A 23,878-nucleotide genomic window follows, 5' to 3' on the forward strand; every position below is an offset into this window, starting at 1 on the left:
GCCGATCGCTCACCACGCCCGGAACGCTCTGCCGTACGGGTGGCGGCGCCTGACGGTGCGTGAGGCGTGCGCGCCGTGGGCCGGGCCCCCGGTCCTTACGTACGCCCCGCCCGCTCCTGGGCGTCTTGCATCTCCTCGGACGGGCGCGCCCAGCGGGCCCGCACCACCCGGAAGCCGGCCGTCTCGCAGGCGTCACAGACGAGTTCGTCGTCGTCGACGACATGCCGGACCTCGCGGCCGCGGGCGATCCGGCGCAGGATCTCCAGCTTGGTCAGCCGCGCCGGACGGCGGTCGTCGTGCGGGCGCATCCACAGCCGGCCCTCGGGCAGGCCGTGCTCCGCGAGCCAGGCCAGGGTGTCGCGGCGGCAGCGCTCGGGGCGGCCGGTGAGGTAGACGACCTCGCAGTCCTCGGCGTTGCGCAGCGCCAGGGCGACGCCCTCGGCGAGTGGCGGGTCCTGGGTGGCGGCGGCGAAGAAGGCCTTCCAGTCGCGCGGGGCGCGGGTGAGCAGATCCTGCCGGTGACCGGAGTCGGCGAGGGTGCCGTCCAGGTCGAAGACCGCCAGGGGACGCGCCGTCATGCCGTTGCCGCCTTCTTCCTCGGGTGTTCCCGCCGCCGTTGTGCCGGCTGCACGTGTCCCTCCGTCAGGGTGACCTCGATCCGGCCGGATTCGATGCCCTGTGCGAGGGAGAGGTGATCGTACGCGACCTCGGCGCAGGTCGCGGTGTCCATCCGGAGGCGGACGTCGGGGTGCTCGGCCGGTCCCTCCGCGTAGCGCGCGCCGGGCGCGTCACCGAACCCGCCGCCGTCCGGTCCGGCGTCGCCGAGGACGACGTGGAACTCGCCCTCGTCGAGGGTGACGTCGACGACCTCGATGGCGCCGCCGGCCTCCGGCCCCGTACTGAAGTGCCGGACGAGGCGGGCGATGAGAGGGACCGCGAACCAGTGGGCGCGGACGGCGTCGGTGGGGCGCTTCTCGTCGAGGGCGGGGGCGCCCCAGTCGGCGAGGGCGGTGAGGGTGGGCAGCAGGCCGCGGCCCCGGGCGGTGAGTTCGTAGACGAAGGCGGCGCCGGGCGGGGTGAGCCGGCGGCGGGTGACGAGGCCGTCGCGTTCCATGTCCTTGAGGCGGGAGGCGAGCATGTCGGTGCTGACGCCGGGCAGGTCGGCGTGCAGGTCGGTGTAGCGCCGGGAGCCGCCCAGGAGTTCCCGGACGATCAGGAGCGTCCAGCGGTCGCCCACGGTGTCCAGGGCCCGTGCGACGGCGCAGTACTGGTCATAACTTCGACGCGGCATGACACCAGCATAGACATGTGGTTGGATTTTCCAAGTTGGGACTTGGTAAAACCAAGTACGGTGTGCCGACAATGCAGGGGAACGACGCACCACCGAAGACGGATGCCGCCGCGGCACGCGGTGAGCGAGGACCGGGAGGCCGCCGCATGCAGTTCAAGCAGTCGAACAAGATGGCCGACGTCTGCTACGAGATCCGCGGGCCGGTGATCCGCCACGCGGACGCCCTGGAGGAGGCCGGCCACAGCGTGCTGCGGCTGAACACCGGAAACCCGGCGCTCTTCGGCTTCGAGGCCCCCGAGGAGATCCTTCAGGACGTGATCCGCCACCTCTCGGGCGCACACGGCTACACCGACTCGCGCGGCATTCTCTCCGCCCGCCGCGCGGTGGCCCAGCACTACCAGCAAAGCGGGCTGCCGGACGTCGACGTCGATGACATCTACCTCGGCAACGGCGTCTCCGAACTCGTCTCGATGGCGGTCCAGGCGCTGCTCGACGACGGCGACGAGGTGCTGATCCCGGCCCCGGACTTCCCGCTGTGGACCGCCGTCACCACGCTCGCCGGCGGCAAGGCCGTGCACTACCTCTGCGACGAGTCCGCGGACTGGCTGCCGGATCTCGACGACCTCGCCTCGAAGATCACCGACCGGACCCGGGCGATGGTCATCATCAACCCCAACAACCCCACCGGCGCCGTCTACCCCCGCGAGCTCCTGGAGGGCATGCTCGACCTCGCCCGGCGTCACCAGCTGATGGTCTTCGCCGACGAGATCTACGACCGGATCCTCTACGACGACGAGGTCCACCACCACGCCGCGGAGGTCGCCCCCGACCTGGTGTGCCTGACCTTCAGCGGCCTGTCCAAGTCCTACCGCGTCGCCGGATTCCGCTCCGGCTGGGTGGTCGTCACCGGCCCGAAGGAACACGCCGCGGACTACCTGGAGGGCCTGGGCATCCTCGCCTCCATGCGGCTGTGCCCCAACGCACCCGCGCAGTACGCCATCCAGGCGGCGCTCGGCGGCCGGCAGAGCATCAACGATCTCGTCCTGCCCGGCGGCCGGCTGCGCGAACAGCGCGATGTGGCCTGGGAGCGGCTGAACGAGATCCCGGGCGTCTCCTGCGTCAAACCCAAGGGCGCGCTGTACGCGTTCCCGCGTCTGGACCCCGCCGTACACAAGATCCACGACGACGAGAAATTCGTCCTCGACCTGCTGCTCCGGGAGAAGATCCAGGTCGTCCAGGGCACCGGCTTCAACTGGCCGCGCCCGGATCACTTCCGCATCCTCACCCTTCCGCACGCAGACGACCTCGACGCGGCGATCAGCCGGATCGGCCGCTTCCTGGCGGGCTACCGCCAGTGAACGCCGGGACGCCGGCGGCGCCGCCGCGGGCGTCCCTCGCCCCTCACTCGAACGGGCGGACCCCTCCGCCCCGCCTCGTGGCCCGCTCCCGCCGCACATGCGCCGCTGCCCGGACCGGTCCTACGGTGGGATGGCGGGCGGGAAGGCGGTCCTGCCGCCGAGCGGGCGTCGCGGCCCCGTCCGGTGGCCCCCTCCCCCGGCCGGTCCGCTCCCCCGGCGGGCGCCCGCCCTTCGCCGTCCGCGGCGGGGTTGCGCCCTTGAGCGCATCGCCCGCACCCGCTTAGGTGGAGGTCGGCAAACCTGCCGCCACCCCGGAGGGGAGAGGGAAACGATGCCCGTACGACCTGCGGCGACGGAAGCGGACCTGGAAGCTCACCTGCGCGGAATATGTTTCAAGACAGGTCCGCCGCGGCGCATCGGCGTCGAGATCGAATGGCTGGTCCACGACGCACGCAACCCCCGATGTCCGGTCGAACCGTCCCGGCTGCACGCCGCGGCCACCGCGTTGCGCACCCTCCCCCTCAACTCCCTCCTGACCTTCGAACCCGGCGGCCAGCTGGAGCTCAGCTCGCTCCCCGCCACCACCCTCACCGCGTGTATCGAGTCGGTCGCCGCCGATCTCGCGCTGGTCCGTCCCGCGATGCGCGACATGGGTCTGGGCATGGCGGGCCACGGCCACAATCCGTGGCACGCCCCGCAGCGTGTGCTCACCGACCCGCGGTACAACGCCATGGAGGCGTATTTCGACCGCTGGGGCGGTGCCGGGCGCTCCATGATGTGCGCGACCGCGTCCGTGCAGGTGTGCGTGGACGCCGGGTACGAGGAGCCGGGGCCGCTCGGGCACGGCCGGCGGTGGCTGCTGGCCCATCTGCTGGGCGCGGTGCTGGCCGCGGCCTTCGCGAATTCGCCGACCAGTGAGGGCTGCCCCACCGGCTACCGCACCACCCGGCAGGTCGTGTGGTCGCAGCTCGACCCGGACCGCACCCTGGCCCCGCCCGAGGACCCCGATCTCCGCGGCGCCTGGGCGCGCTATGTCCTGGACGCCCCGGTGATGTGCATCCGCTGCGACGACGGTGTCTGGGACGCACCCGAGGGCCTGACCTTCCGCGAGTGGGTCCGTACGGGCGTGCCCAGGCCGCCCACCGTCGACGATCTCGACTACCACGTCACCACCCTCTTCCCGCCCGTCCGGCCGCGCGGCCACCTGGAGCTGCGGATGATCGACGCGCAGGCGGGCGAGGCCGGGTGGATCGTGCCGCTGGCCGTCACCGCCGCGCTCTTCGACGATCCGGAGGCGGCCGAGCGTGCCTACCGCCTGGTGAAGCCCCTCGCGGAGACCGCCGGTTCGCGTCCGGCGCCGCGCAATCCGCTGTGGCGGCGTGCGGCACGCGGGGCGCTGACGGACCCGGAGCTGCACGCCGCGGCGGTGGGCTGCTTCGCCGCCGCGCAGGATGCGCTGCCGCGGCTCGGCGCCTCGCCGGACGTCCTCGCGGCCGTCCGGGAGTTCACCGAGCGCTATGTGGCGCGCGGGCGCTGCCCCGCGGACGACCATCTGGACGCCCTGTACGCGGAGCCGGCCGCACCCGCCGACGACCTGACCGCCCCCACGGGCCTCACCGGCCCCTCGTCGCCCCCCGCGGCCGGGGGCGAGCTCACTCTTGGGAAGGACAGTCCGTGACCATGGATCCCGAGACGCTCCGGGAGCGTGCCGCCACGGCGCTGCTCGCCGCCCGCGACCGCACCCGCCTGCTGACCACGTGCGTCGAGGAGCCCGACCTGCTGGCGCAGCACTCTCCTCTGATGTCCCCCCTGGTGTGGGACCTGGCCCACATAGGCAACCAGGAGGAGCAGTGGCTGCTGCGCGCCGTCGGCGGGCGTGACCCGCTGCGGCCGGACATCGATTCCGTCTACGACGCGTTCGAGCATCCGCGCGCCGCGCGCCCCTCGCTGCCGCTGCTGGCGCCCGCCGAGGCGCACGGCTATGTCGCCGAGGTCCGCGGCCGGGTGCTGGACGTCCTGGAGAGCACTCCGCTGCGCGGCGGTCCGCTGCTCGACGCCGGCTTCGCCTTCGGCATGATCGCGCAGCATGAGCAGCAGCACGACGAGACCATGCTCATCACGCATCAGCTGCGCCGCGGGCCCGCCGCGCTCACGGCGCCGGCGCCGCCGGTCACCTCGGACGGCATCCTGCCGACCGAGGTCCTGGTGCCCGGCGGCCCGTTCACCATGGGGACGTCCACCGAACCCTGGGCGCTGGACAACGAACGCCCCGCGCACCACCGCCCGGTGCGGTCCTTCCTGATGGACACCACACCGGTCAGCAACGGCGCCTACCAGCGGTTCATCGAGGACGGCGGCTATGACGAGCCGCGCTGGTGGGCTCCGGAGGGCTGGGCGCAGGTGCGCGAACACGGGCTGCGCGCACCGCTGTTCTGGCGCCACGAGGGCGGCCGGTGGCTGCGCCGGCGGTTCGGGGTGACCGAGCCGGTGCCGACCGACGAGCCGGTGCTGCACGTCAGTTGGTACGAGGCGGACGCCTATGCACGCTGGGCGGGGCGACGGCTGCCGACCGAGGCGGAGTGGGAGAAGGCCGCGCGGCACGATCCGGCCTCCGGGCGGACCATGCGCTACCCCTGGGGCGACGAGGAGCCGACGCCGGCGCACGCCAACCTCGGCCAGCGGCATCTGCAGCCGGCCCCCGTGGGCAGCTATCCGGAGGGCCAGTCACCGCTGGGCGTACGGCAGTTGATCGGTGATGTGTGGGAGTGGACGGCGAGCGACTTCCTGCCGTATCCGGGGTTCGCCGCCTTCCCCTACCGGGAGTATTCGGAGGTGTTCTTCGGCGGGCCGTACAAGGTGCTGCGGGGCGGCTCGTTCGCCGTCGACCCGGTCGCCTGCCGGGGGACGTTCCGCAACTGGGACCTGCCCCTCCGGCGGCAGATCTTCTCCGGCTTCCGCACCGCCGCGGACGCCGATATCTGATGTGCCGTCACCTTGCCTACCTGGGACCGGAGATACCGTTCGGCGAGGTGGTGCTCAAGCCGGCGCACGGCCTGTACCGCCAGTCGTGGGCACCCCGTCTGCAACGCCACGGCACGGTCAACGCCGACGGCTTCGGTGTCGGCTGGTACGCGCCCGGCGACCCGGTGCCCGCCCGCTACCGGCGGGCCGGGCCGATCTGGGCCGATGAGCAGCTGCCCGATCTGGGGCGGGTGGTGCGCACCGGCGCACTGCTCGCCGCCGTACGCGATGCCACCGAGGCCGGCGCGGACGCCGAGGCGGCCGCCGCGCCGTTCGCCGCCGGCCGGTATCTGTTCAGCCACAACGGCGCGGTGGCCGGCTGGCCGGGCTCGCTCGCCGGGCAGGCCGCCGCGCTGCCGGCCGAGGAGCTGCTGCGGTTGCAGGCCCGATGTGACACCGCGCTGCTGTGGGCGCTGGTCCAGCACCGGTTGACGAGCGGCGACGCCCCGGGCGAGGCGCTGGCCGACACGGTTCTCGCGGTGGCGGCGGCCGCGCCCGGCTCACGGCTCAATCTGCTGCTCACCGACGGCACCACCATCGCCGCCACGACCTGGGGCGACACGCTGTTCCACCTGGCACTTCCCGAGGGTGGCACGGTCGTCGCCTCCGAGCCGTACGACGATTCCCCCCACTGGACCGAGGTCCCCGACGGCACCTTGCTGACCGCCACCCGTCACGACGTCCGCCTCTCCCCGCTCAAGGAGCCCGCTGCGTGAGCCCCCTCAGCATCACCCGCATCCTCCCTGCCGACGCCACCGCCGCCGCGCTGCGCGCCGACGTCGCCCAGGGGCTGACCCGTACGCCGAAACAGCTGCCGCCCAAGTGGTTCTACGACGCCCGCGGCAGCGAACTGTTCGAGGAGATCACCAGGCTGCCCGAGTACTACCCCACCCGCGCGGAGCGGGAGATCCTGCTCACCCGCGCCGGCCATATCGCCGCGGCCACCGGCGCCCACACCCTCATCGAGCTGGGCTCGGGGTCCTCCGACAAGACGCGCCACCTCATCGCCGCGCTGACGGAGCTGCGGACCTATCTGCCCGTCGACGTCAGCGAGTCCGCGCTGACCGCTGCCGGTGAGGGGCTGCTCGCCGACCATCCGGACCTCACGGTGCAGGCCCTGGTCGCGGACTTCCTGCAGGAGATGACCCTCCCCCCGTCCCCCGGGCCGCGGCTGCTGGCGTTCCTCGGCGGCACCATCGGCAATCTGCTCCCCGAGGAGCGGTCGGCGTTCCTGCGGTCCGTGCACGGCCTGCTGTCCCCGGGCGACGCGCTGCTGCTGGGCTGCGATCTCGTCAAGGAGGAGGCCACACTGGTCGCCGCCTACGACGACGCGCAGGGAGTGACGGCCGCCTTCAACAAGAACGTGCTGCAGGTCATCAACCGCGAGCTGGGCGGCGACTTCGACCCGGCGGACTTCGACCATGTCGCGCTGTGGAACGCCGAGCACGAGTGGATCGAGATGCGGCTGCGGGCCCGGCAGGACCTGACGGTCAAGATCCCCGGGGTGGATCTGGCGGTGTCGTTCGCCGCGGGCGAGGAGGTGCGCACCGAGGTCTCCAGCAAATTCCGCGAGGACGGGATGCGCGCCGAACTCGCCGCGAGCGGCATGGAGTTGAGCCAGTGGTGGACGGACAGCGCGGAGCGGTTCGCGCTGTCGCTCTCGGTCCGCGTCTGATCCGTACCGCGGGGCCGCGGCCTTCTCGCCGCGGCCCCTGAGGCACTCTCCCCCGGCCGGGGATCCCGGGTCCGTCGGCCGGGTGCCGGTGCGGCCCCCGGTGTGGTTCGATGCTTCGATCACGCGTGCGCACCGGGGCAGTCGTGCGCCGTGCCGACTCAAGGGGCAGGGGTAGCGGGATGGGGCTGGATCGGCGAGGTTTCCTCAGGGGCGCGGCCGGGTTGTCGGCCGTCGGGGTGCTGGCGGGCGTCGGCAGCGGGCAGTTCACGGCCGGCGCGGCACCGCGCCGGGCGGCGGCGTTGTCCGCGCAGGACTGGATGTCCGCGCTCGGTGACGGCACGCCCGTCCAGCGGCTGACGATCCCCGGCACGCACGACTCCGGCGCCCGAGTGGGCGGTCCGTGGGTCGCCTGCCAGAACACCGCGATCGACGCCCAGCTCAACAGCGGCATCCGTTTCCTGGACGTACGGTGCCGGGCCATCGACGGGGTGTTCGCCATTCACCACGGCGCGTTCTACCAGGAGTTGATGTTCGGCGATGTGCTCAACGCCTGCCGGGCGTTCCTGGAGGCACACCCGGGCGAGACGGTGCTGATGCGGGTCAAGCAGGAGTACTCGGAGGTCTCCGCCGAGGAGTTCCGCCGGATATTCGAGGTCTACCTGGACGACAAGGGCTACCGGTCGCTGTTCCGGCTGGACGCCGGCCTGCCGACGCTCGGACAGGCACGCGGCAAGGTCGTGCTGCTGGCGGACTCGGACGGGCTGGGCGGCGTCCGCTACGCCGATCCGGAGCTCTTCGACATCCAGGACGACTACATGGCCGAGCCCTTCGCGAAGTACCCGAAGGTCGAGGCGCAGTTCCGCAAGGCCGCCGCCCAGCCGGGCAAGCTGTTCGTCAACTACGTCAGCACCTCCGCACTGCTGCCGCCCCGCTCCAACGCGGACCGCCTCAATCCCCAGGTCAAGAGCCTGCTGGAGGGGACGGACGGAACGGACTGGACGGGCCTTGGCATCGTCCCGATGGACTTCCCCAACGAGTCCGGACTGGCCGAAACCCTGTTCCGGCACAACGCGGCGGCCTAGGGGCTGTCGTCACACTCCCGCCTGCCTCGCGACGCCTGGCACCCGTGCCCGCCCCCTTGTCGGGATCGTCCCGGTACCGGCCGTCCCGGGACGATCCCGACAGCACAGAGGGGTCCCGCGCCGTTCAGGCGTGGGGCTGTGCGTGCCGGGCGCCGCGAGGCTGGGGGCACCTTCCGGCGTGAGCCGGGGAGGGACTTTGGCGACGCTCCTTGGCGGGCGGGTGCCGGTGGCGCGCGGCAGGTGGTGTGCCACCTGAATGGGTGAGCGGGGCACCCGGTGGCTCCGGGTGCCGTGCCGGGGGGCTGCGGCCGGGCCGGCGGGGGCCGCGGCGGGCCGCGCGCGGCGGGGACACCGGACCGGGCCGGGACGCCGTGCAGCAGACTGAGGGAAATGTCTGGTTCCGGTGTCATCCCGGCCCTCCGGCGACGTGCCACCGGCTGATACGGCGAGGCGGCAGCAGGTGGAGACGAGCGAACGCGGGCCCGTCCCGGCCGACGAACCGGGCGGGGACCTGGGCACCGGACCGATCCGAGACCGGAACAGGGCACCGGATCCGGACGCCGCGGCGCCGGGGGCCCCGCCGCACGGCCCGCCGCCGCGTACGGGGCGCGGGCGCGCCGGGCTGCCGCTGCGGGCGACGCTGGCGCTCGCCCTGCTGACCGTCGTCGGGGGCGGCAGCGCGCTGCTGCTGGGGAGCGGGCGGGGCGACCCGGATCTGGCCGCGGGGGACGTGGCCGCGGGCGTGTACCTCCCGGCGCGCAGTGTCGGGGAAGGGGCCGCGGCGGCGGTCCGGGCCGGGCCGTACACCGAGCAGCCGGGGCCTGCGGTGGGGAGAACACCCAGCGGCAGGCACGCGCCGCTTCCCGCTTCCCGGCCGCCGGAAGCGGCGCCCACCGCCCCCTCGCCGCCGATAGGCGCGCTGTTCTCCCCCGAGGACGACAGCGAGCCCCGGCACCACTGCACCGCGAGCGTGGTGCACGCGCCGGCCGGCGATCTCGTCGTCACCGCCGCGCACTGCGTGCATGACGGCGGGTTCCACACGCGGCTGGTGTTCGCCCCCGGTCTGCACGACGGGATCGTGCCGTACGGCTTGTGGGTGCCCACCCGGATCGATGTCGATCCGCGCTGGATCAGCGACCGGGACCCCGACCGCGACGTGGCGTTCCTGCGGGTACGGAGGGTGGGGCCGAAGGGTTCCGGGGCGGCGGCACGGGACGGCGGCCGGATCGAGGACGTCACCGGCGCCGAACGGATCCGCTTCGACGCACCGGCCGGCCGCCCGGCGCAGCTGACCGGCTATCCCGACGACCAGGACGCGCCGATCGGCTGCCGGCACCCGGTGGACGCCGCGAGTCCGACCCAACTCCGCTTCTCCTGCGCGGGGTTCCCGAACGGAACGAGCGGCGGGCCGATGCTCACCGACCTCGACCCGGCCACCGGTACCGGCACGCTGATCGGCGTGATCGGGGGCCAGGACGAAGGCGGGGACGACGCCACGTCGTACAGCAGCCGCCTCGGCGCGGAAGTGGCCGCGCTCTACCGGCGGGCGACCTCGTGAGCTGAGCGCCGGGGCCCCCGCCGCCGGCCCCCTCTCAGGCGCCGCGCGGCAGCACCGTCTTGAGGACGGACGGCAGCGGATACCAGTCGGCGGTCACGAAGCTGGCGTGCGCGGCGGCGAGCTGCTTGACCCGGGCCAGCGCTTCCGCCTCGGTCGGGCGGGTGCCGTCGATGACCGGCGGGACGTTGTGCGCGTCCGTCATGACGAGCAGGTAGTGCCGGTCGTCGTACCAGGCGGTGTTGATGCTGCCGTTCAGATACGTCGCCGCGTCGCCGTCGAACACCACGAAGTAGGGGCGCAGGGCCGGGTCGGAGTAGCGCTCGCGGGGGTCGCCGGCGGCCGCGCCGTGCACCGCGGGGAAGGCCGTCGACCGCGCCAACTCCCCCTTCCCGGCGAGGTCCTTGAGGTGGCCCGCGTACTCCACATCGGTCCAGAGGTTGTCGACCGGGTTGCCCTCCTCGACGGTGCCGGGTATCAGCTCGAAGAGAAACTTGCCGGCGAGGTCGGAGCGCGCGGGCCAGCCGCCGGCCTGCACGGCCTCGTCGGGAGTGGCGTGGCCGGCGGCCAGATCGCCGGGGCCGTAGACCGCGTCGCCGAGCTTCTGCCGGACGAGGGCGTCGAACTCCGCGGGCCCCCGGCCGCCCTTGGCGTTGAAGCCGTCCTTCATCTCGACCTTGACGAGGACGGGCCCGTGTCCGGGGTGGGCGTCGTGCCAGGCCTTCATGTCGGAGAGACAGCCGCCGAGATCCTGGTCGCGCTTCTTGGTGCGCAGTTCGGAGGGGGCCTGGGCGTTCTCGCAGTTATTGTTGTTCGCGATCGGATTGCTGTGCGAGACCCGCCAGGACGATCCGAAACCGTTGGACCAGACGTCGAGTTCGAGCAGGGCGGCGCCGGAGTCCAAGGCGTCCGCGAAGTAGGGATACTTGTCCTTCTCGTAGGCGTTGTGGACGCCCACCGACGTGCTGGTGCCGTATGTCATGGCGGACGGCTCGGCACCCGCCGGGCCGCTCACCGCGATCACCGTCGCCGCCGCGACGGCTACCGTCCCCACGCACCGCGTCTTGTTCATCGTCCGCTCTCCCCTGGCTCGTCGGCCGGTCCGGCCGCTCGTCCGGCCGGTCAACCGGTCGAGTGGGCAGCAGCGTACGGGAGTTGGGCACGGCAGGGACCAAGGGGCGGGTGGCCGGTACGGAAACGGACGGCGACCCCGACGATCACGGACATTCAGGGAGAGTGCATGACCACCAGGAAGCACGGAACGGCGCTGCCGGTCGCGGCGGGGGTGCTCACGGCCACGGTCGCGCTGTACATCGCGCTCGTGGCCTTCGGCAATATCACCGACTTCGACACCAATCGGGAGTTCGTCCGGCATGTGCTGGCCATGGACACCACGTTCAAGGACAAGGACCTGATGTGGCGTGCCATCACCTCGCACTCCGCGCAGGACGCCGCCTATATGGCGATCATCGCCTGGGAGTCGGTGGCCGCCGTGGCACTGCTGGCCGGTACGGGCCTGTGGCTCATGGCGCTGCGCCGCGGCACGGTGGCGCGGGCCCGGCGGGTGACCACCCTCGGGCTGCTGATGGTGCTGGCGCTGTTCGGCGCGGGGTTCCTGGCGATAGGCGGCGAGTGGTTCGCGATGTGGCAGTCGAAGGACTGGAACGGCCTGGACGCGGCCACCCGGAACTTCACCGTCGCCGCGCTCGTGCTGGTGGTCATCCATCTGCCGGGGGCGGAGGGGCGGCGCGCGGACGGCGAGTAGCCCGCCGCCCGCGCCGCCCCCGCGCTCACCACTCGATGCGGTAGCCGGTCAGCCAGTCACGGTCGTCCGTGCCGTCGCCCTGCGGGCGCTCCTCGGCGCGCGTGCGCTCCGCACGCAGGGCGGCCTGGCCGGCGGCGCCGGAGGCGTTGCGCCGCGCCATGCCGCCGCTGGCCGCGACGACCTTCTCCACCCGCTCGCGGCGCAGCGCCTCGTAGGCGGTGAAGGCGCTCTCGGGGTCCGGGTGGTCGCGCAGGCACTTGGCCAGCACGATGCCGTCCTCGATGGCCATGGACGCGCCCTGGGCGGCGTTGGGCGCGGCGGCGTGCGCGGCGTCGCCGAGGACGACCATGGTGTCGGTGTGCCAGATGGGGGTGGTGGCGAGGTCGTAGGCGTTGGAGACGGTGATCCGCTCGCCGGTGGCCCGGACGAGGGCGGCGGCCTGGGTGTCGTCGTCATCGAAGAGCGCGGCGACCGTCCTGCGCCATTCCGCGGGGTCGGCGGCCTGCGGGTCGGTCCGGTCCAGCTCGGTGCCGGGGACGTTGGCGAACCACCAGACCGAGCCGTCCGGGGCGAGCGTGCAGCCGAGGAAGGCCCGCTTGCCGGAGATCATGGTGTAGGTGTCGGGGGCCGGCGGGTTCTTGGCGTCGGGGGTGTAGCCGCAGACGGTGTTCTGGCCGGTGTAGCGGGGGCGCGGCGCGGCCGGGTCGATGAGGGTGCGGGTGACGGAGTGCAGGCCGTCCGCGCCGATCAGCAGGTCACCCTCGGCGGCGGAGCCGTCGGCGAACGACGCGACCACCCGCTTCCCCTCGGAGGAGTGCACGGTCTCGGCGCCGACCAGCCGCTTTCCGTGGTGCACGGGAATGCCGCGGCGCGCCGCCTCGGCGTGCAGGACCTGGTAGAGGGTGGCGCGGCGCAGGGTGCGCGGGCCGAGTTCCGCGCCCTGCGCGACACCCGACAGGGGCCGCTCCCCGATACGGGTACCGCGGTCGTCGATGAGTTCCACCCGCTGCGCGGGAAAGGAGTGGTCCACGACGGGGCCGTGCGCGTCGATCACCCGGAGTGCTTCCAGGCCGTTGGCGAAGACGACGAGGAAGGCACCGACGTCGTCGGCGCCGGTCGGGTAGGCCTCGAAGATCTCCGCTTCGATTCCGGCCTTCTGCAGGGCCATCGCGGTCACCGCCCCCGCGATGCCACCGCCGATGATGAGAGCTTTGGTCATGCCGTGTGTCCCCCAAGTCGGGCCGCGGGCCTTGGCCTGCGGCCGTCGAACGGTGCGGCTCCGGTGGCCGCACCCTCCACCTTGGCCCCGGCGGGCCACGAGTTCCAGTACCCGTGGCCGCCGGGGGACATCCGCTGCACCCGGGGGCGTCAGCCGGCCGCGTAGACGTCCTCGATGTAGCGCCCGGAGGCGGTCAGTTCGCGCAGCCAGGCCTCGGACTCCTGGACCGAGGCGCCGGTCCGGCCGCCGTGCAGGTCGCGGAAGGCGGCCCGGACCCCGGGCGCCATCCGGCTGCCGTCGCCGCAGACGTAGACCCGCGCGCCGGCCGCCAGCAGCTCCCACACCTCGTCCGCCTCGGCGGCGATCCGGTGCTGGACGAAGCGGTGGCCGTGTTCGGGGCGGGCGCTGAAGACGGGGCGTACGGAGATCGCTCCGGCGGCCTCCGCCGCGGCGAATTCGGCGGCGTGCAGGAAGTCGCCGTCGGGGTCGTCGCAGCCGAAGTAGAGCCGCGCGGGGGCACTCTGGCCGGCGGCGACGCGGTCGGCGACGGCGCCGCGGAACGGCGCGAGTCCGGTGCCGGCCGCGATCATGATGACGGGGGTGTCATCGGCCGCATCGAGCCGGAAGGCCTCCCGGCAGGGCTGGACCCGGGCCAGGATGGTGTCGCCGGGCCGCAGCGTGTGCAGATGGGTGGAGCCGGTGCCGCCGGGCAGCAGGGAGACCATCAGATCGGCGTGTCCGGCGTCCGCCGCGGGCGAGGACGACAGGGAGTAGTGCCGGGTGCGCAGCGGCGGCAGCAGCTCCAGGATCGCCGGCCAGCTCAGCGCGCCGCGCAGCGCCGGGTGTGCCTCGATCAGGTCGAGGACGGTGCGGGGGTCGTCCTCGGCGAGGTTCTCCAGGGCCGTGCGCTCGGGCGGGCAGGGGTTGCCGGCGGCGAGCAGGGCGACCTGTTCGGGCGTCGGGCGGGTACCCAACTCCAGGTGGTGGGTGAGCAGTTGGCGTACGGTCAGCGGCCGGTCGACGGGCAGCGTGTCGCGGCCGGGGCGGCCGGCGTGCAGCGCGAGAAGGGTGTCCGGGTCGACGCCCAGGGCGCGGGTGGCCCGCTCGACGGCCGCCGGGGAGTTGACCGGCAGGACGGCGAGGTGGTCGGCGGTGCGGTAGGTGACGCCGTCGGGGAGCGCGATCCGCAGGAACCGCTTGGGCCGCGGCCAGTCCTGCGCGGTGAGGTCGTATGCCTCGGTGACGGTCATCAGGGCGAGGTCGTGCCGGGCGGCCAGCGCGTCCAGCGGGCCGCCGGTGATCTCGGTGACGGTGTAGCCGGTGTCCTCGGCGGCCGGGGCACTCGCGCCGATGCTCGCCGGGTCGCCGTAGCGCGCCAGCAGCTCGGCGCGCAGCGCGGCGGTGAACTCCTTGACGGTGCCGCTGAGATCCCCGGAGGCGTCGGCTTCGGCGCGGGGCAGCAGACGGGTGGCGCCGAGCGCGTCGAGGCGGTCGTCGATGAGCATGGGGACGTGCTGGTAGGTCGCGGCCCAGTTGCGGTCGCCGACGCCCAGGACGGCGAACGGCACATCCGCCGCGGCGGCCTCCGGTGCGGTGCGGAGCCAGTTGACGAAGGCCGCCGCGTCGTCGGTGGGCTGACCGTTGTAAGAGGCGGCGACGATGACGACGGGCCGGTCCGCGGGCAGCGCGCCGGCGTGCGCGTCGAGCGGGGCGACGTCGGCGGCGAAGCCCAGCCCGGTGGCCTCGTCGGCGAGCCGTTCGGCGAACTCGCGGCAGGTGCCGTAGTTGGTGCCGTGCAGCAGGAGCAGCCCGGTGCCCTGCGCGGCCCGGGTCGGCAGGCCGTCGTCGGTGGCTGTGTGGTCGTCGGCGGTGGCGCTGCCGGGGAGCACGGCCAGGGCGGCGCGGGTCGCGGCGCGGTCCGCGGGGGTACGGGCGGCCAGGGTGAGAGTGAACTCGTCGGGCTTGAGGGTCAGCGTTTCCTTGATGCGCAGCCGGTAGTCGGTGTGGTCGATCAGGCGGTAGCGGTGCACCAGCAGGGCGAGCAGCATGGTGGCCTCGTGCAGCGCGAACTGCCGCCCGATGCAGGCGCGTTCGCCGGTCCCGAAGGGCTTGTACGCGTGCGGCGAGCGGGCGGCCTCGGCCTCCGGGCCGAAACGGGCCGGGTCGAACATCTCCGGGTTGTCGCCCCAGACCGGGTCGCGGTGCAGCATCGGCGTGAGCACCGTCATCAGCTCCCCCGCCTTGACCGGGTAGCGGCCGCCGATCACGGTGTCCTCGCGGGCCTGCCGGCTGAACGCGGCGGCCGTCGGCCACAGCCGGAGCGCCTCGTTGAGGACCTGCCGGGTGAAGGGCAGCCGCCCGATGTCCTCGAAGGACGGGTCGGGGTCGCTGTCGTCGCCCCACAGTTCGTCGGCCTCGCGCTGGGCCATGCGCAGCGCGGCCGGGTCCTTGAGGAGGTGGTAGAGGGCGAAGGAGAGCGCACCGGAGGTGGTTTCGTGGCCGGCGATCAGGAAGGTGATGACCTGGTTGCGGATGTTGGCGAGATCGAGGGTGGGGCCGTTGCCGGCCGCGCCGTCCCCCTGGTCCGTGGCACCGAGCATCAGGCCGAGCAGGTCGTCGTCACCCATGTCGCCGCTCGCCGTCCGGGCGGCGATGACCTCGTCGACGACGGACGCCAGGTAGTCCGCGTCGGCCCGGAACGCCGCGTCCTGGGCGGAGTGGTCGGCGTCCGGGTCTCGCGAGAATTTGGTCATGCTCCACTTGAGGCACTGGACCATGGACTCGACGAAGGGGTGCGGGGTGTCGCGGGCGAACGATTCGAAGTCGAATCCGAAGCCGGCGAGCCCGATGGTGTCGAGCGTCATCCGGGTCATGTCGTCGGCGACGTCGATGGCGCCGCCGTCGGCCACCCGGCGGTCCCAGCTCCCCATGACGCGGCGGGCGACCTTGAGCATCGCCGGGTGGTAGGTGCGCATCGAGCCGAGCGCGAAGGCCGGCATCAGCACCTCGTGTGCCTTGGCCCAGTTCGGCTCGTCGTTGTAGGCGGTGAACAGACCGTCACCGGCGAACTCTCTGACGTTCTCCAGCACGACCGAGACGCCCTTGGCGAAACGGGTCTCGTCGGCGATCTCGGCGACCAGGTCCAGCGAGGAGACGAAGAGGGTCTCGCGGTCGTGGAACTTGCGCTTGAAGACCGGGCCGTGGGTCCTGGCGAGGTCCATGGCCTGCTGGATGGGCGCCGTGGTGAGACCTGCCGCCGAAAGGTCGGCGACCGGAATGCCGTCATCGGCGGCGCGTTCGTCGGAGTGGAGCGCGAAGGTGTCGGTCATGTCTCCAGCGTGACCGGCCCGGTGTGCGGGTCACGACCGGGCAACTGCATGATTGTGCAGTGATTTCTTGCCGCGCACTCTTGCGCCCGGACCGGAGCGGGGTCCATGGACGACCAGGCCTGTGACCACGCCGCGGGCGGGCAGCCGTCCGGCGCGATCGGCCCGGCGGGCGCCCACGGGCCGATCGACCCGGCCGGGCCGTACGCGGCCGGTCCGTGGCGCAACTACTTCCTGATCCTGCTGGACCGGATCCCCACCCCGATAGCGGTGTGCCACGCCGACGGCGAGGTGCTGATCGCCAATCCGGCGATGGCCGAGCAGTGGGGCGTGGCTCCGGGGCAGCTGCGCGGCCGCAATCTGCTGGACCTGTTCCGGCCCCGGGCCAAGGAACAGCTCGCCCGGCTCGCCAACGCACTGCGGCTGGGCCACCGGTCGCGCTATCCGGTGGAGGTGCAGTGGCGGGCCGGCTCCGACGGGGCGGAGCGGGAGGGGCAACTGACGGTCGATCCGGTGGGTGACCCTTCGGTCCGGCCGCCCGCGCTGCTGGCGCTGCTGCGGGTGCGCGACCCGGCCCCGCAGCCGGCCCCGCGCGCCGGTGCGAGCCCCGTGGAGGCCCGGATCCTTGCGCTGGCCGCCGGGGGCGCGACCACGGCCTCGATCGGCACGGCTCTGGGCCTGACGGTCGACGGCGTCAACTACCACCTCGCCCGGCTGGCCCGCCGCTGGCGGGTGCAGGGCCGCACCGCGCTGGTGGCCAGGGCGTATGTGCTGGGTGTGCTGTCCCCGGACAGCTGGCCGCCGGAGCCCGCCTGACCCCTTCGGGCGGCCCACGGCGCACGACGCCCCGGCCCGGGGGCTCATCAGCACGCACGTACGGATAACCTCCCTGCTGTGGAGCAGAACACCCCCGCGCCTTTCGAGCGCGGAACGGACGGCCCGAAGGTCATCGTCGTCGGCATCGACGGCTCCGACTCGTCGTGGCACGCCGCCGCGTACGCCGCCGGGCTGGCCAGACGCCAGGCATCGAAGCTCGTCCTGGTCTATGTCCAGCCGGTGTTGCCGGCCGGGGCGGCGATGGGTGCCCCCGTCGTGGACGCCACGAACGAGGTGGCCGAGGAGCTGATGGCGGAGATCCGTCACGCGACCGAGCGGCTGCAGGGGATATACGACGTGCGCTGGGAGTTCCACACGCTGCGCGGCGACCCGTACAACGGCATGGTGCAGATGGCCGATGAGCTCAAGGCCGACGCGGTGGTGGTCGGCGCTTCGGAGTCGGCCGGGCACCGCATCATGGGGTCGGTCGCGGTGCGCCTGGTCAAGGCCGGGCGCTGGCCGGTCACCGTCGTCCCGTAGCCGCCCCGGGAGCGCGTCGGGCACCGGCGCCGCTCCGCTGGTGGGGCGGGCCGGCCTGAGGCACGGTGGAGGGTGGACGGGCGGAGCGCCGCCCCGGCGAGGGAGACCACCGTGACCGACCGCACCTATCGCGTGACCGAGATCGTGGGCACGTCCCAGGACAGCGTGGACGCCGCGATCCGCAACGGCATCAAGCGCGCCTCGGAGACTCTGCGCAACCTCGACTGGTTCGAGATCAGCCAGGTACGCGGACATATCGTCGACGGCGACATCGACCACTACCAGGTCGGCCTGAAGGTCGGTTTCCGGCTGGAGGACGCCGATTGACACCCCTCCCGTGTACGTCTGCCGGTAAGTGCCGGAAGTACTAGGGAGTCGCCTTCCTTAGGCGCCGCCGAAGGGCCATGATGATCCGCCGTCGGACCAAGACGGACCATACGGAGGGATCACGCATGGGGCTGCGCGCGGGACAGGGCGTTTTGCGCCGTAAACCGATCGAACACATCGAGGAGCCGGAAGGCGGCGCGGGGCAGCAGCTCAGCCGGGTGCTCGGCCTGTGGCAGCTGACCGCCATCGGCGTCGGCGGCATCATCGGCGCCGGCATCTTCACACTGGCCGGTACGGTCGCGAACGGGAAAGCGGGGCCGGCGGTCCTGGTCTCGTTCCTGGTCGCCGGTATCGCGAGCGCGGCGGCGGCGTTCTCGTACGCCGAGTTCGCCGGGCTGATCCCGAAGGCGGGGTCGGCCTATACCTACGGCTATGCGGTGCTCGGCGAGCTGGCGGGCTGGTTCATCGGCTGGGACCTGCTGCTGGAGTACACCGCGATCGTGGCGGTGGTCGCCATCGGCATCTCCGGCTACTTCAGCTTTCTGCTCGGCGAGATGGGCGTCGATCTGCCCGCCTGGATGCTGGGCGCGCCGGGCACCGGCAGCGGCCACCGGGTGGACCTGTTCGCCGCGGCGCTGTGCCTGCTCATCGCGTATCTGCTGACGCTCGGCATCAAGAACGCCGCGCGCTTCGAGACGATCGTGGTCGGCTTGAAGGTGCTGGTCGTCCTGCTGGTGATCGTGGTCGGCTTCTTCCACATCCAGACCGGCAACTACGAGCCGTTCTTCCCGTTCGGTGTGAGCGGTGCGTTCACCGGTGCGGCGACGGTCTTCTTCGCGGTGTTCGGCTATGACGCGATGAGCACGGCGGCCGAGGAATCCAAGGACGCCCAGCGCCACATGCCGAAGGCGATCATGTATTCGCTGGCGATCTCGATGGTGCTGTACGTGCTGGCGTGCCTGGTGCTGACGGGCATGCAGAACTACAAGGACATCGACCCGGAGAGCGGCTTCTCGACGGCGTTCAAGTCGGTGGGCCTGAGCGGGCTGGCGGATGTCATCGCGGTCGGCGCGATCATCGGCATCCTGACGGTGATGTTCACCTTCATGCTGGGCGTGACCCGGGTGTGGTTCTCGATGAGCCGCGACGGGCTGCTGCCGAAGTGGTTCGCCAAGACCAGCGTCAAGCACCATGTGCCGACCCGGGTGACCTGGATCGTCGGTGTCGCCTCGGCCGCCATCGCGGGTTTCCTGCCGATCGGGGAGGCCGCCGAGCTGACGAACATCGGCATTCTGCTGGCGTTCGTGGTGGTGTGCGTCTCGGTGATCGTGCTGCGCTACAAGCGCCCCGAACTGCCGCGCACGTTCCGTACCCCGGGGATGCCCGTGGTGCCCGCGATCGGGGTGTGCTTCTCCATCTGGCTGATCACCTTCCTGGAGTGGCAGACCTGGGTGCGCTTCGTGGTGTGGCTCCTGATCGGCCTGGTCATCTACTTCACGTACTCCCGCAAGCGCTCCAAGCTGGCCACGGCGAACCAGGCCTCCGACGCGCCCGGGGGCAAGGACCAGTTGTGAGCGGGAGCGGTCAGCGGTGGTAGTGGCCGCGTGACCTGCCACGGACACACCTGACAGGGGCCGCCGGGCAGTTGATGCCCGGCGGCCCCTGTCGTGCGTGGTGATGCCGGGCGGGTCAGAACACGAACGGGCCCGGGGACTGGGGGGAGGTGGCGTTGCAGGTGGCGGTGATGCCGAGCACCTTCACCTGGAGCGACGTCGCCTCCAGGCTGTCGCCGGCGGCGACGGTGCCGGTGAGCGGGCCGGTGGAGACGGCGCTGCCGGCCGGGATCGCCGGGTTGGAGCTGCCACTGAACTCCGTCGTCCCGGAACCGTTCTTGGTGAGTGTCAGCTTCGAGGAGACGGAGTTCGCGCCGAGGTCGATCGGGGAGGTGATGGCGGAGGTGGACAGATCGATGGTCGCGGCGGTGCCGTCCTGGGTCGCGGTGAGCGTCGCCGTGCCCGAACCGTAGCTGCCGCAGTCGAACGAGAGGGTCGCGGTGTCCGGTGTCACCGCGGTCGCGGCCGGTGCCATCGCGAGCGTGCCGGCGAGCGCGATGCCGACGCCGAGTACGGCGCCGGCGACGGACTTACCGTGTCTGAGCTGCCTGACGTGCTTCATGGGGGGACCGCCTTCGTGAGGGGGATAGGCCACCGACCGCATGCGGAGCTGATGGGGGGTCAGCGACCTGAAGCGCTGCCCATTGAGGCACGTGCCCCTGAAGAGAGCAAGACAGACCCCTCATGATTTTTGACGTGCATACGTCAATATTCGGCCGTTTCCGGAACCGCCCGCCCTACCCTTGCCGGGCCCGTCGCCCCAGCCACGTCTGGGCCACCACCACCAGCACCAGGAAGCCGCCGCTGACGACCTGTTGGTAGGAGGAGTCCAGTGAGCCGATCTGGTTGATGACGTTCTGGATGACCTTCAAGAGCAGCACGCCGACCAGAGAGCCGCTGACGAAGCCGAAGCCGCCGGTCAGCAGGGTGCCGCCGATGACGACGGCGGAGATCGCCTCCAGCTCCATACCGGTGCCCAGGATGGTGACGCCGGAGGCGAGCCAGGCGGCGTTCAGGGCGCCTGCCAGTCCGGCGAGCAGACCGGAGAGGGTGTAGACGAGGATCTTGGTGCGGGCGACCGGGGTGCCCATCAGCGCGGCGGCGTCCTCGTTCCCGCCCACCGCGTACACCCGCTGGCCGAACCCCGTACGACGCAGCAGCACCGCTCCCCCGACGAACAGCACCAGGGTGATCCACGCCGGGACGCCGACCCCCAGCAGCTCGCCCTGGCCCAGACGCGCGAAGAAAGAGTCCTTGGCGACGAGATAGGTGGTGGCGCCCTCGTCGGTGACCGCGAGCAGCAGACCGCGGGCGGCGAGCATCGCGGCCAGCGTGACGATGAACGGCGCCAGCCGGGAACGGGCGATCAGCAGGCCGTTGACCAGCCCGATCAGCGCGCAGACCGCGAGCGGCAGCAACAGCGCGACGAGGGTGCCGTAGTGGGATCCCCAGGCCGCGAGGACGCCGCCGAGGGCGAACAGCGAGCCGACGGACAGATCGATGCCGCCGGTAATGATCACGAACGTCATGCCCAGCGCCACCACGGCCAGGAACGCGGAGGAGACCGCCATGTTCTGGAGATTGTCGGCGGTGGCGAAGGTGTCGAAGGAGAGCGCCGCGACCAGCGCCATGACCGCCAGGGCGGCGAGCGCGCCGTGCTGCTGGGCCAGGGAACTGAGCCGTTCAATACGGGTCGGACCGCCCGGGGCGGCGGACGACGCGCCGGCGGCCGTCCTCCCGACGCGGTCCGGGGTACGCAGTGACGTCATCGTTTCCCCCGCTCCCGTGCCGCGCGGACCGCGAGCACGATGACGACCGCCTGCGCGATCTGGGTCCAGGACGGTGGCAGGTCGTGCTTGATCAGCGTGGCGGTGAGCAGCTGGATGAGTACGGCGCCGGCGACGGTGCCGCCGATCCGGACCCGGCCACCGCTGAGCGGGGTCCCGCCGACGACCACCGCGGTGATCGCGGAGAGTTCCATGAGGGTGCCCAGCGAGGTCGGGTCACTGGCGGTCAGCCGGGCGGTGGCCAGGACCCCGGCGAGCGCGGCCAGCGCGCCGGACCCGAGGTAGACCAGCAGCAGCACCCGGCGGACCGGGAGCCCGGCCAGCGCGGCGGCCGGACGGCTGTCCCCGATGGCCAGCAGCCGGCGGCCGAAGAGGGTGTGCCGGACGACGAAGCCGACCAGCAGGGCGAGCCCCGCCGCGATCAGCACCAGATACGGGATGCCGGCCACGGTGCCCGACCCGAGGCGGGCCATGCCGGGGTCGCGGACGTCCTTGAGCTGCGGCAGCAGCACCAGCGCCAGGCCCCGTCCGCCGACCATCAGGGCGAGGGTCGCGACGATGGGCTGGACGCCGACGAAGGCGATCAGCGCGCCGTTGGCGAGGCCGACCGCCATCCCCCCGATGACGGCGGCGAGCAGCGCGACCCAGGGGCCGTAGCCGAGGTAGAGCGAGACCATCGAGGTGGCCAGCGCCATCACGGAGCCCACGGACAGGTCGATGCCCTCGCTGCCGATGGCGAGCGCCATGCCGAGCGCGACGATGATGACGGGGGCGACCTGGACGGCCTGGGTGCGGAAGTTCTCGCCGGTCACGAAGTGCGGGGTGACGGCGACATTGACCAGCAGCAGGACGACGACGCCCACGTAGACGCCGTAGTCCTGGAGGCCGCGCAGCAGGGCCGCGCGGTCGGTGGGCAGGCGGCGGAGCGCCAGATCAGCCATGGTCGGCGGCCTCCTTCGGGGACGGTGCGGGCACCGCGGCGGGCAGTGCGGCGTCGGCGATGGCGCGCATCAGATGGTCCTCGGTGACCTCGTCCCCGGCGAGTTCGCCCACCACCGTCCCGTCCCTGAGGACCACGACCCGGTCGGCGCCCTCGATCAGCTCCTCCAGGTCCGAGGAGATCAGCAACACCCCGAGGCCGTCCTCGGCGAGTTCGTCGATCAGCCGCTGCACCTCGGCCTTGGCGCCGATGTCGATGCCCCGGGTGGGTTCGTCCAGCAGCAGGACCTTGGGGTGCATGGCGAGCCAGCGGGCGAGCAGCACCTTCTGCTGGTTGCCACCGGAGAGTTCGCCGACCTTCTGATCGGGGCCGGATGCCTTGATGTTCAGCCGCTGGACGAAGGTGTCCACGATGCGGTCGACGCGGGGGCGGCTGACCAGGCCGAAGCGGGTCAGCCGGGGCAGTGCGGCCAGCGCGATGTTCTCGCGTACGGAGAGCCCCGGCAGGATGCCCTCGGCCTTGCGGTCCTCGGGCAGCAGGCTGATACCGGCGCGGAGCGCGGCCGCGGTCGAGCCGCGGCGGACCGGAAGCCCGGCGACGGTGACCCGGCCACCGGCCGGCAGCGCACCGGCCAGGGCCTTGGCGGTCTCGCTGCGGCCGGAGCCGAGCAGCCCGCCGAGGCCCACCACCTCGCCGGGGCGGACCGTGAGCGAGATGCCGTGCAGGCGCCGCGGCACGGTCAACTCCGTTGCCTCCAGGACGGGTTCGGCCGCAGCACCCTCGTGCGTGCCGCTGAACTTGGTGACGCCCTCACTGCGCACCTCCCCCATCTCACGGCCGAGCATCAGCGAGACCAGACGCAGCCGGTCCAGGTCGGCGAGCGGTCCGGTGTGCACGGTGCGGCCGTCGCGGAGCACGGTGACGGCGTCGCAGACGGCGTAGAGCTCGTCGAGCCGGTGGCTGACGTAGACGACCGCGACGCCTTGGTCGCGCAGGGCCCGGATGACGTCGAAGAGGGTGGCCACCTCGCGTGGTTCGAGGGAGGAGGTGGGCTCGTCCATGATGACCACGCGGGCGTCGCGGGACATCGCGCGGGCCAGCGCGACCATCTGCTGGGCGCCGACTCCCAGGGTGTGCAGGGGTTGGTGGACATCCACGGGGACGCCGAGGTCGCGCAGGGCGGCCTCCGCTGCCCGGTGCATCCGCCGGAAGTCGATCAGGCCGAGGCGGGTGCGCGGTTCGCGGCCGAGGAAGAGGTTGCGGGCCACGCTCATCAGCGGGATGAGGTTGACCTCTTGATAGATGGTCGAGATCCCGGCGTGCTGGGCCTGCAGCGGGGTGGCGAAGCGGACCGCACGGCCGTGGTGGCACAGCTCGCCGCTGTCGGGCCGGTGCACGCCGGTGAGGACCTTGATCAGGGTGGATTTCCCGGCGCCGTTCTCGCCCACCAGGGCGTGCACCTCCCCGGCCCGCAGGGTGAAGTCCACGCGGTCCAGGGCGAGTACACCGGGGAAGGTCTTGGTCAGGCCGCGGACGGCGAGTACCTCGGCGCGCTCACCGGAA

General features: G+C 72.4%; 21 protein-coding genes. 12 read left to right on the forward strand and 9 right to left on the reverse strand.

Annotation, left to right across the window (positions count from 1 at the left end):
• Positions 1-95: 95 nt before the first annotated feature.
• A complete protein-coding gene (locus ACIRQ7_RS11340; RefSeq protein WP_404261751.1) occupies positions 96-578 on the reverse strand; it encodes a hypothetical protein in 483 nt (160 codons plus the stop codon).
• Positions 575-1,291 (reverse strand): winged helix-turn-helix transcriptional regulator, encoded by a 717-nt coding sequence (locus tag ACIRQ7_RS11345; protein WP_404261753.1) that lies wholly within the window; start codon positions 1,289-1,291, stop codon positions 575-577. Before ACIRQ7_RS11345 ends, ACIRQ7_RS11340 begins: the two co-directional genes overlap by 4 nt.
• Positions 1,292-1,437: 146 nt before the next feature.
• On the opposite strand from ACIRQ7_RS11345, the gene ACIRQ7_RS11350 reads away from it, so the two are divergent.
• The 7 genes from ACIRQ7_RS11350 to ACIRQ7_RS11380 all read left to right on the forward strand — a co-directional run bounded on the left by ACIRQ7_RS11350 (position 1,438) and on the right by ACIRQ7_RS11380 (position 9,985).
• On the forward strand, positions 1,438-2,649 hold the full coding sequence (locus ACIRQ7_RS11350) for a pyridoxal phosphate-dependent aminotransferase (protein ID WP_401466479.1): 1,212 nt from the start codon (positions 1,438-1,440) through the stop codon (positions 2,647-2,649).
• Positions 2,650-2,980: 331 nt separating this feature from the next.
• Complete coding sequence (gene egtA, locus ACIRQ7_RS11355; protein WP_401466482.1) at positions 2,981-4,327, forward strand: ergothioneine biosynthesis glutamate--cysteine ligase EgtA; 1,347 nt, start codon at positions 2,981-2,983, stop codon at positions 4,325-4,327.
• A gap of 2 nt (positions 4,328-4,329) precedes the next feature.
• Positions 4,330-5,631, forward strand: coding sequence for an ergothioneine biosynthesis protein EgtB (gene egtB, locus ACIRQ7_RS11360; protein ID WP_404262298.1), 1,302 nt, complete (start codon positions 4,330-4,332; stop codon positions 5,629-5,631).
• Positions 5,631-6,386, forward strand: a complete 756-nt coding sequence (egtC, locus tag ACIRQ7_RS11365) for an ergothioneine biosynthesis protein EgtC (RefSeq protein ID WP_404261755.1) — start codon at positions 5,631-5,633, stop codon at positions 6,384-6,386. The genes egtB and egtC overlap by 1 nt, the downstream gene beginning before the upstream one ends.
• Positions 6,383-7,345: an L-histidine N(alpha)-methyltransferase gene (egtD, locus tag ACIRQ7_RS11370; RefSeq protein WP_404261756.1), complete on the forward strand. Its 963-nt coding sequence runs from the start codon at positions 6,383-6,385 to the stop codon at positions 7,343-7,345. Before egtC ends, egtD begins: the two co-directional genes overlap by 4 nt.
• Before the next feature lie 179 nt (positions 7,346-7,524).
• Entirely contained in the window at positions 7,525-8,427 is a 903-nt protein-coding gene (locus tag ACIRQ7_RS11375) for a phosphatidylinositol-specific phospholipase C (protein WP_404261758.1), read from the forward strand.
• 460 nt (positions 8,428-8,887) lie between these two features.
• Complete coding sequence (locus ACIRQ7_RS11380; protein ID WP_404261760.1) at positions 8,888-9,985, forward strand: trypsin-like serine peptidase; 1,098 nt, start codon at positions 8,888-8,890, stop codon at positions 9,983-9,985.
• Between the two features lie 34 nt (positions 9,986-10,019).
• Here the strand turns inward: ACIRQ7_RS11380 and ACIRQ7_RS11385 are convergent, their stop codons facing one another.
• On the reverse strand, positions 10,020-11,054 hold the full coding sequence (locus ACIRQ7_RS11385; RefSeq protein ID WP_404261761.1) for a phosphatidylinositol-specific phospholipase C domain-containing protein: 1,035 nt from the start codon (positions 11,052-11,054) through the stop codon (positions 10,020-10,022).
• A 168-nt stretch (positions 11,055-11,222) separates the two neighbouring features.
• Here ACIRQ7_RS11385 and ACIRQ7_RS11390 point away from each other — a divergent pair, with 168 nt between their 5' ends.
• A complete protein-coding gene (locus ACIRQ7_RS11390; protein WP_401466500.1) occupies positions 11,223-11,747 on the forward strand; it encodes a DUF2165 domain-containing protein in 525 nt (174 codons plus the stop codon).
• Between the two features lie 25 nt (positions 11,748-11,772).
• Here the strand turns inward: ACIRQ7_RS11390 and ACIRQ7_RS11395 are convergent, their stop codons facing one another.
• Entirely contained in the window at positions 11,773-12,966 is a 1,194-nt protein-coding gene (locus ACIRQ7_RS11395; RefSeq protein ID WP_404261762.1) for an FAD-dependent monooxygenase, read from the reverse strand.
• Between the two features lie 149 nt (positions 12,967-13,115).
• Entirely contained in the window at positions 13,116-16,295 is a 3,180-nt protein-coding gene (locus ACIRQ7_RS11400; RefSeq protein ID WP_404261763.1) for a bifunctional cytochrome P450/NADPH--P450 reductase, read from the reverse strand.
• 105 nt (positions 16,296-16,400) lie between these two features.
• Here ACIRQ7_RS11400 and ACIRQ7_RS11405 point away from each other — a divergent pair, with 105 nt between their 5' ends.
• The 4 genes from ACIRQ7_RS11405 to ACIRQ7_RS11420 all read left to right on the forward strand — a co-directional run bounded on the left by ACIRQ7_RS11405 (position 16,401) and on the right by ACIRQ7_RS11420 (position 19,549).
• Positions 16,401-17,108 carry a PAS domain-containing protein gene (locus ACIRQ7_RS11405; RefSeq protein ID WP_404261765.1) on the forward strand — a complete coding sequence of 236 codons (708 nt, stop codon included), beginning with the start codon at positions 16,401-16,403 and terminating at the stop codon, positions 17,106-17,108.
• 78 nt (positions 17,109-17,186) lie between these two features.
• Complete coding sequence (locus ACIRQ7_RS11410) at positions 17,187-17,648, forward strand: universal stress protein (protein ID WP_401466511.1); 462 nt, start codon at positions 17,187-17,189, stop codon at positions 17,646-17,648.
• A 111-nt stretch (positions 17,649-17,759) separates the two neighbouring features.
• On the forward strand, positions 17,760-17,975 hold the full coding sequence (locus tag ACIRQ7_RS11415; RefSeq protein ID WP_401466514.1) for a dodecin: 216 nt from the start codon (positions 17,760-17,762) through the stop codon (positions 17,973-17,975).
• A gap of 125 nt (positions 17,976-18,100) precedes the next feature.
• Positions 18,101-19,549: an amino acid permease gene (locus ACIRQ7_RS11420; RefSeq protein WP_404261767.1), complete on the forward strand. Its 1,449-nt coding sequence runs from the start codon at positions 18,101-18,103 to the stop codon at positions 19,547-19,549.
• 115 nt (positions 19,550-19,664) lie between these two features.
• On the opposite strand, the gene ACIRQ7_RS11425 is transcribed toward ACIRQ7_RS11420, so the two are convergent.
• The 4 genes from ACIRQ7_RS11425 to ACIRQ7_RS11440 form a co-directional block, all read right to left on the reverse strand.
• Positions 19,665-20,150 carry a hypothetical protein gene (locus ACIRQ7_RS11425; RefSeq protein ID WP_404261769.1) on the reverse strand — a complete coding sequence of 162 codons (486 nt, stop codon included), beginning with the start codon at positions 20,148-20,150 and terminating at the stop codon, positions 19,665-19,667.
• Between the two features lie 175 nt (positions 20,151-20,325).
• Positions 20,326-21,357 carry an ABC transporter permease gene (locus ACIRQ7_RS11430; RefSeq protein WP_404261771.1) on the reverse strand — a complete coding sequence of 344 codons (1,032 nt, stop codon included), beginning with the start codon at positions 21,355-21,357 and terminating at the stop codon, positions 20,326-20,328.
• On the reverse strand, positions 21,354-22,316 hold the full coding sequence (locus tag ACIRQ7_RS11435) for an ABC transporter permease (RefSeq protein ID WP_404261773.1): 963 nt from the start codon (positions 22,314-22,316) through the stop codon (positions 21,354-21,356). Before ACIRQ7_RS11435 ends, ACIRQ7_RS11430 begins: the two co-directional genes overlap by 4 nt.
• Positions 22,309-23,841, reverse strand: coding sequence for a sugar ABC transporter ATP-binding protein (locus tag ACIRQ7_RS11440; RefSeq protein WP_404262300.1), 1,533 nt, complete (start codon positions 23,839-23,841; stop codon positions 22,309-22,311). Before ACIRQ7_RS11440 ends, ACIRQ7_RS11435 begins: the two co-directional genes overlap by 8 nt.
• Positions 23,842-23,878: the final 37 nt, after the last annotated feature.

Origin of the sequence: Streptomyces sp. NPDC101393 (assembly GCF_044767385.1) — a bacterium.
Lineage (GTDB): Bacteria > Actinomycetota > Actinomycetes > Streptomycetales > Streptomycetaceae > Streptomyces.

Coding starts and splice junctions, on each gene's coding strand:
- ACIRQ7_RS11340 (WP_404261751.1), bottom strand. CDS start 578: ATGACGGCGCGTCCCCTGGCGGTCTTCGACCTGGACGGCACCCTCGCC.
- ACIRQ7_RS11345 (WP_404261753.1), bottom strand. CDS start 1,291: ATGCCGCGTCGAAGTTATGACCAGTACTGCGCCGTCGCACGGGCCCTG.
- ACIRQ7_RS11350 (WP_401466479.1), top strand. CDS start 1,438: ATGCAGTTCAAGCAGTCGAACAAGATGGCCGACGTCTGCTACGAGATC.
- egtA (WP_401466482.1), top strand. CDS start 2,981: ATGCCCGTACGACCTGCGGCGACGGAAGCGGACCTGGAAGCTCACCTG.
- egtB (WP_404262298.1), top strand. CDS start 4,330: ATGGATCCCGAGACGCTCCGGGAGCGTGCCGCCACGGCGCTGCTCGCC.
- egtC (WP_404261755.1), top strand. CDS start 5,631: ATGTGCCGTCACCTTGCCTACCTGGGACCGGAGATACCGTTCGGCGAG.
- ACIRQ7_RS11375 (WP_404261758.1), top strand. CDS start 7,525: ATGGGGCTGGATCGGCGAGGTTTCCTCAGGGGCGCGGCCGGGTTGTCG.
- ACIRQ7_RS11385 (WP_404261761.1), bottom strand. CDS start 11,054: ATGAACAAGACGCGGTGCGTGGGGACGGTAGCCGTCGCGGCGGCGACG.
- ACIRQ7_RS11390 (WP_401466500.1), top strand. CDS start 11,223: ATGACCACCAGGAAGCACGGAACGGCGCTGCCGGTCGCGGCGGGGGTG.
- ACIRQ7_RS11395 (WP_404261762.1), bottom strand. CDS start 12,966: ATGACCAAAGCTCTCATCATCGGCGGTGGCATCGCGGGGGCGGTGACC.
- ACIRQ7_RS11400 (WP_404261763.1), bottom strand. CDS start 16,295: ATGACCGACACCTTCGCGCTCCACTCCGACGAACGCGCCGCCGATGAC.
- ACIRQ7_RS11405 (WP_404261765.1), top strand. CDS start 16,401: ATGGACGACCAGGCCTGTGACCACGCCGCGGGCGGGCAGCCGTCCGGC.
- ACIRQ7_RS11420 (WP_404261767.1), top strand. CDS start 18,101: ATGGGGCTGCGCGCGGGACAGGGCGTTTTGCGCCGTAAACCGATCGAA.
- ACIRQ7_RS11425 (WP_404261769.1), bottom strand. CDS start 20,150: ATGAAGCACGTCAGGCAGCTCAGACACGGTAAGTCCGTCGCCGGCGCC.
- ACIRQ7_RS11430 (WP_404261771.1), bottom strand. CDS start 21,357: ATGACGTCACTGCGTACCCCGGACCGCGTCGGGAGGACGGCCGCCGGC.
- ACIRQ7_RS11435 (WP_404261773.1), bottom strand. CDS start 22,316: ATGGCTGATCTGGCGCTCCGCCGCCTGCCCACCGACCGCGCGGCCCTG.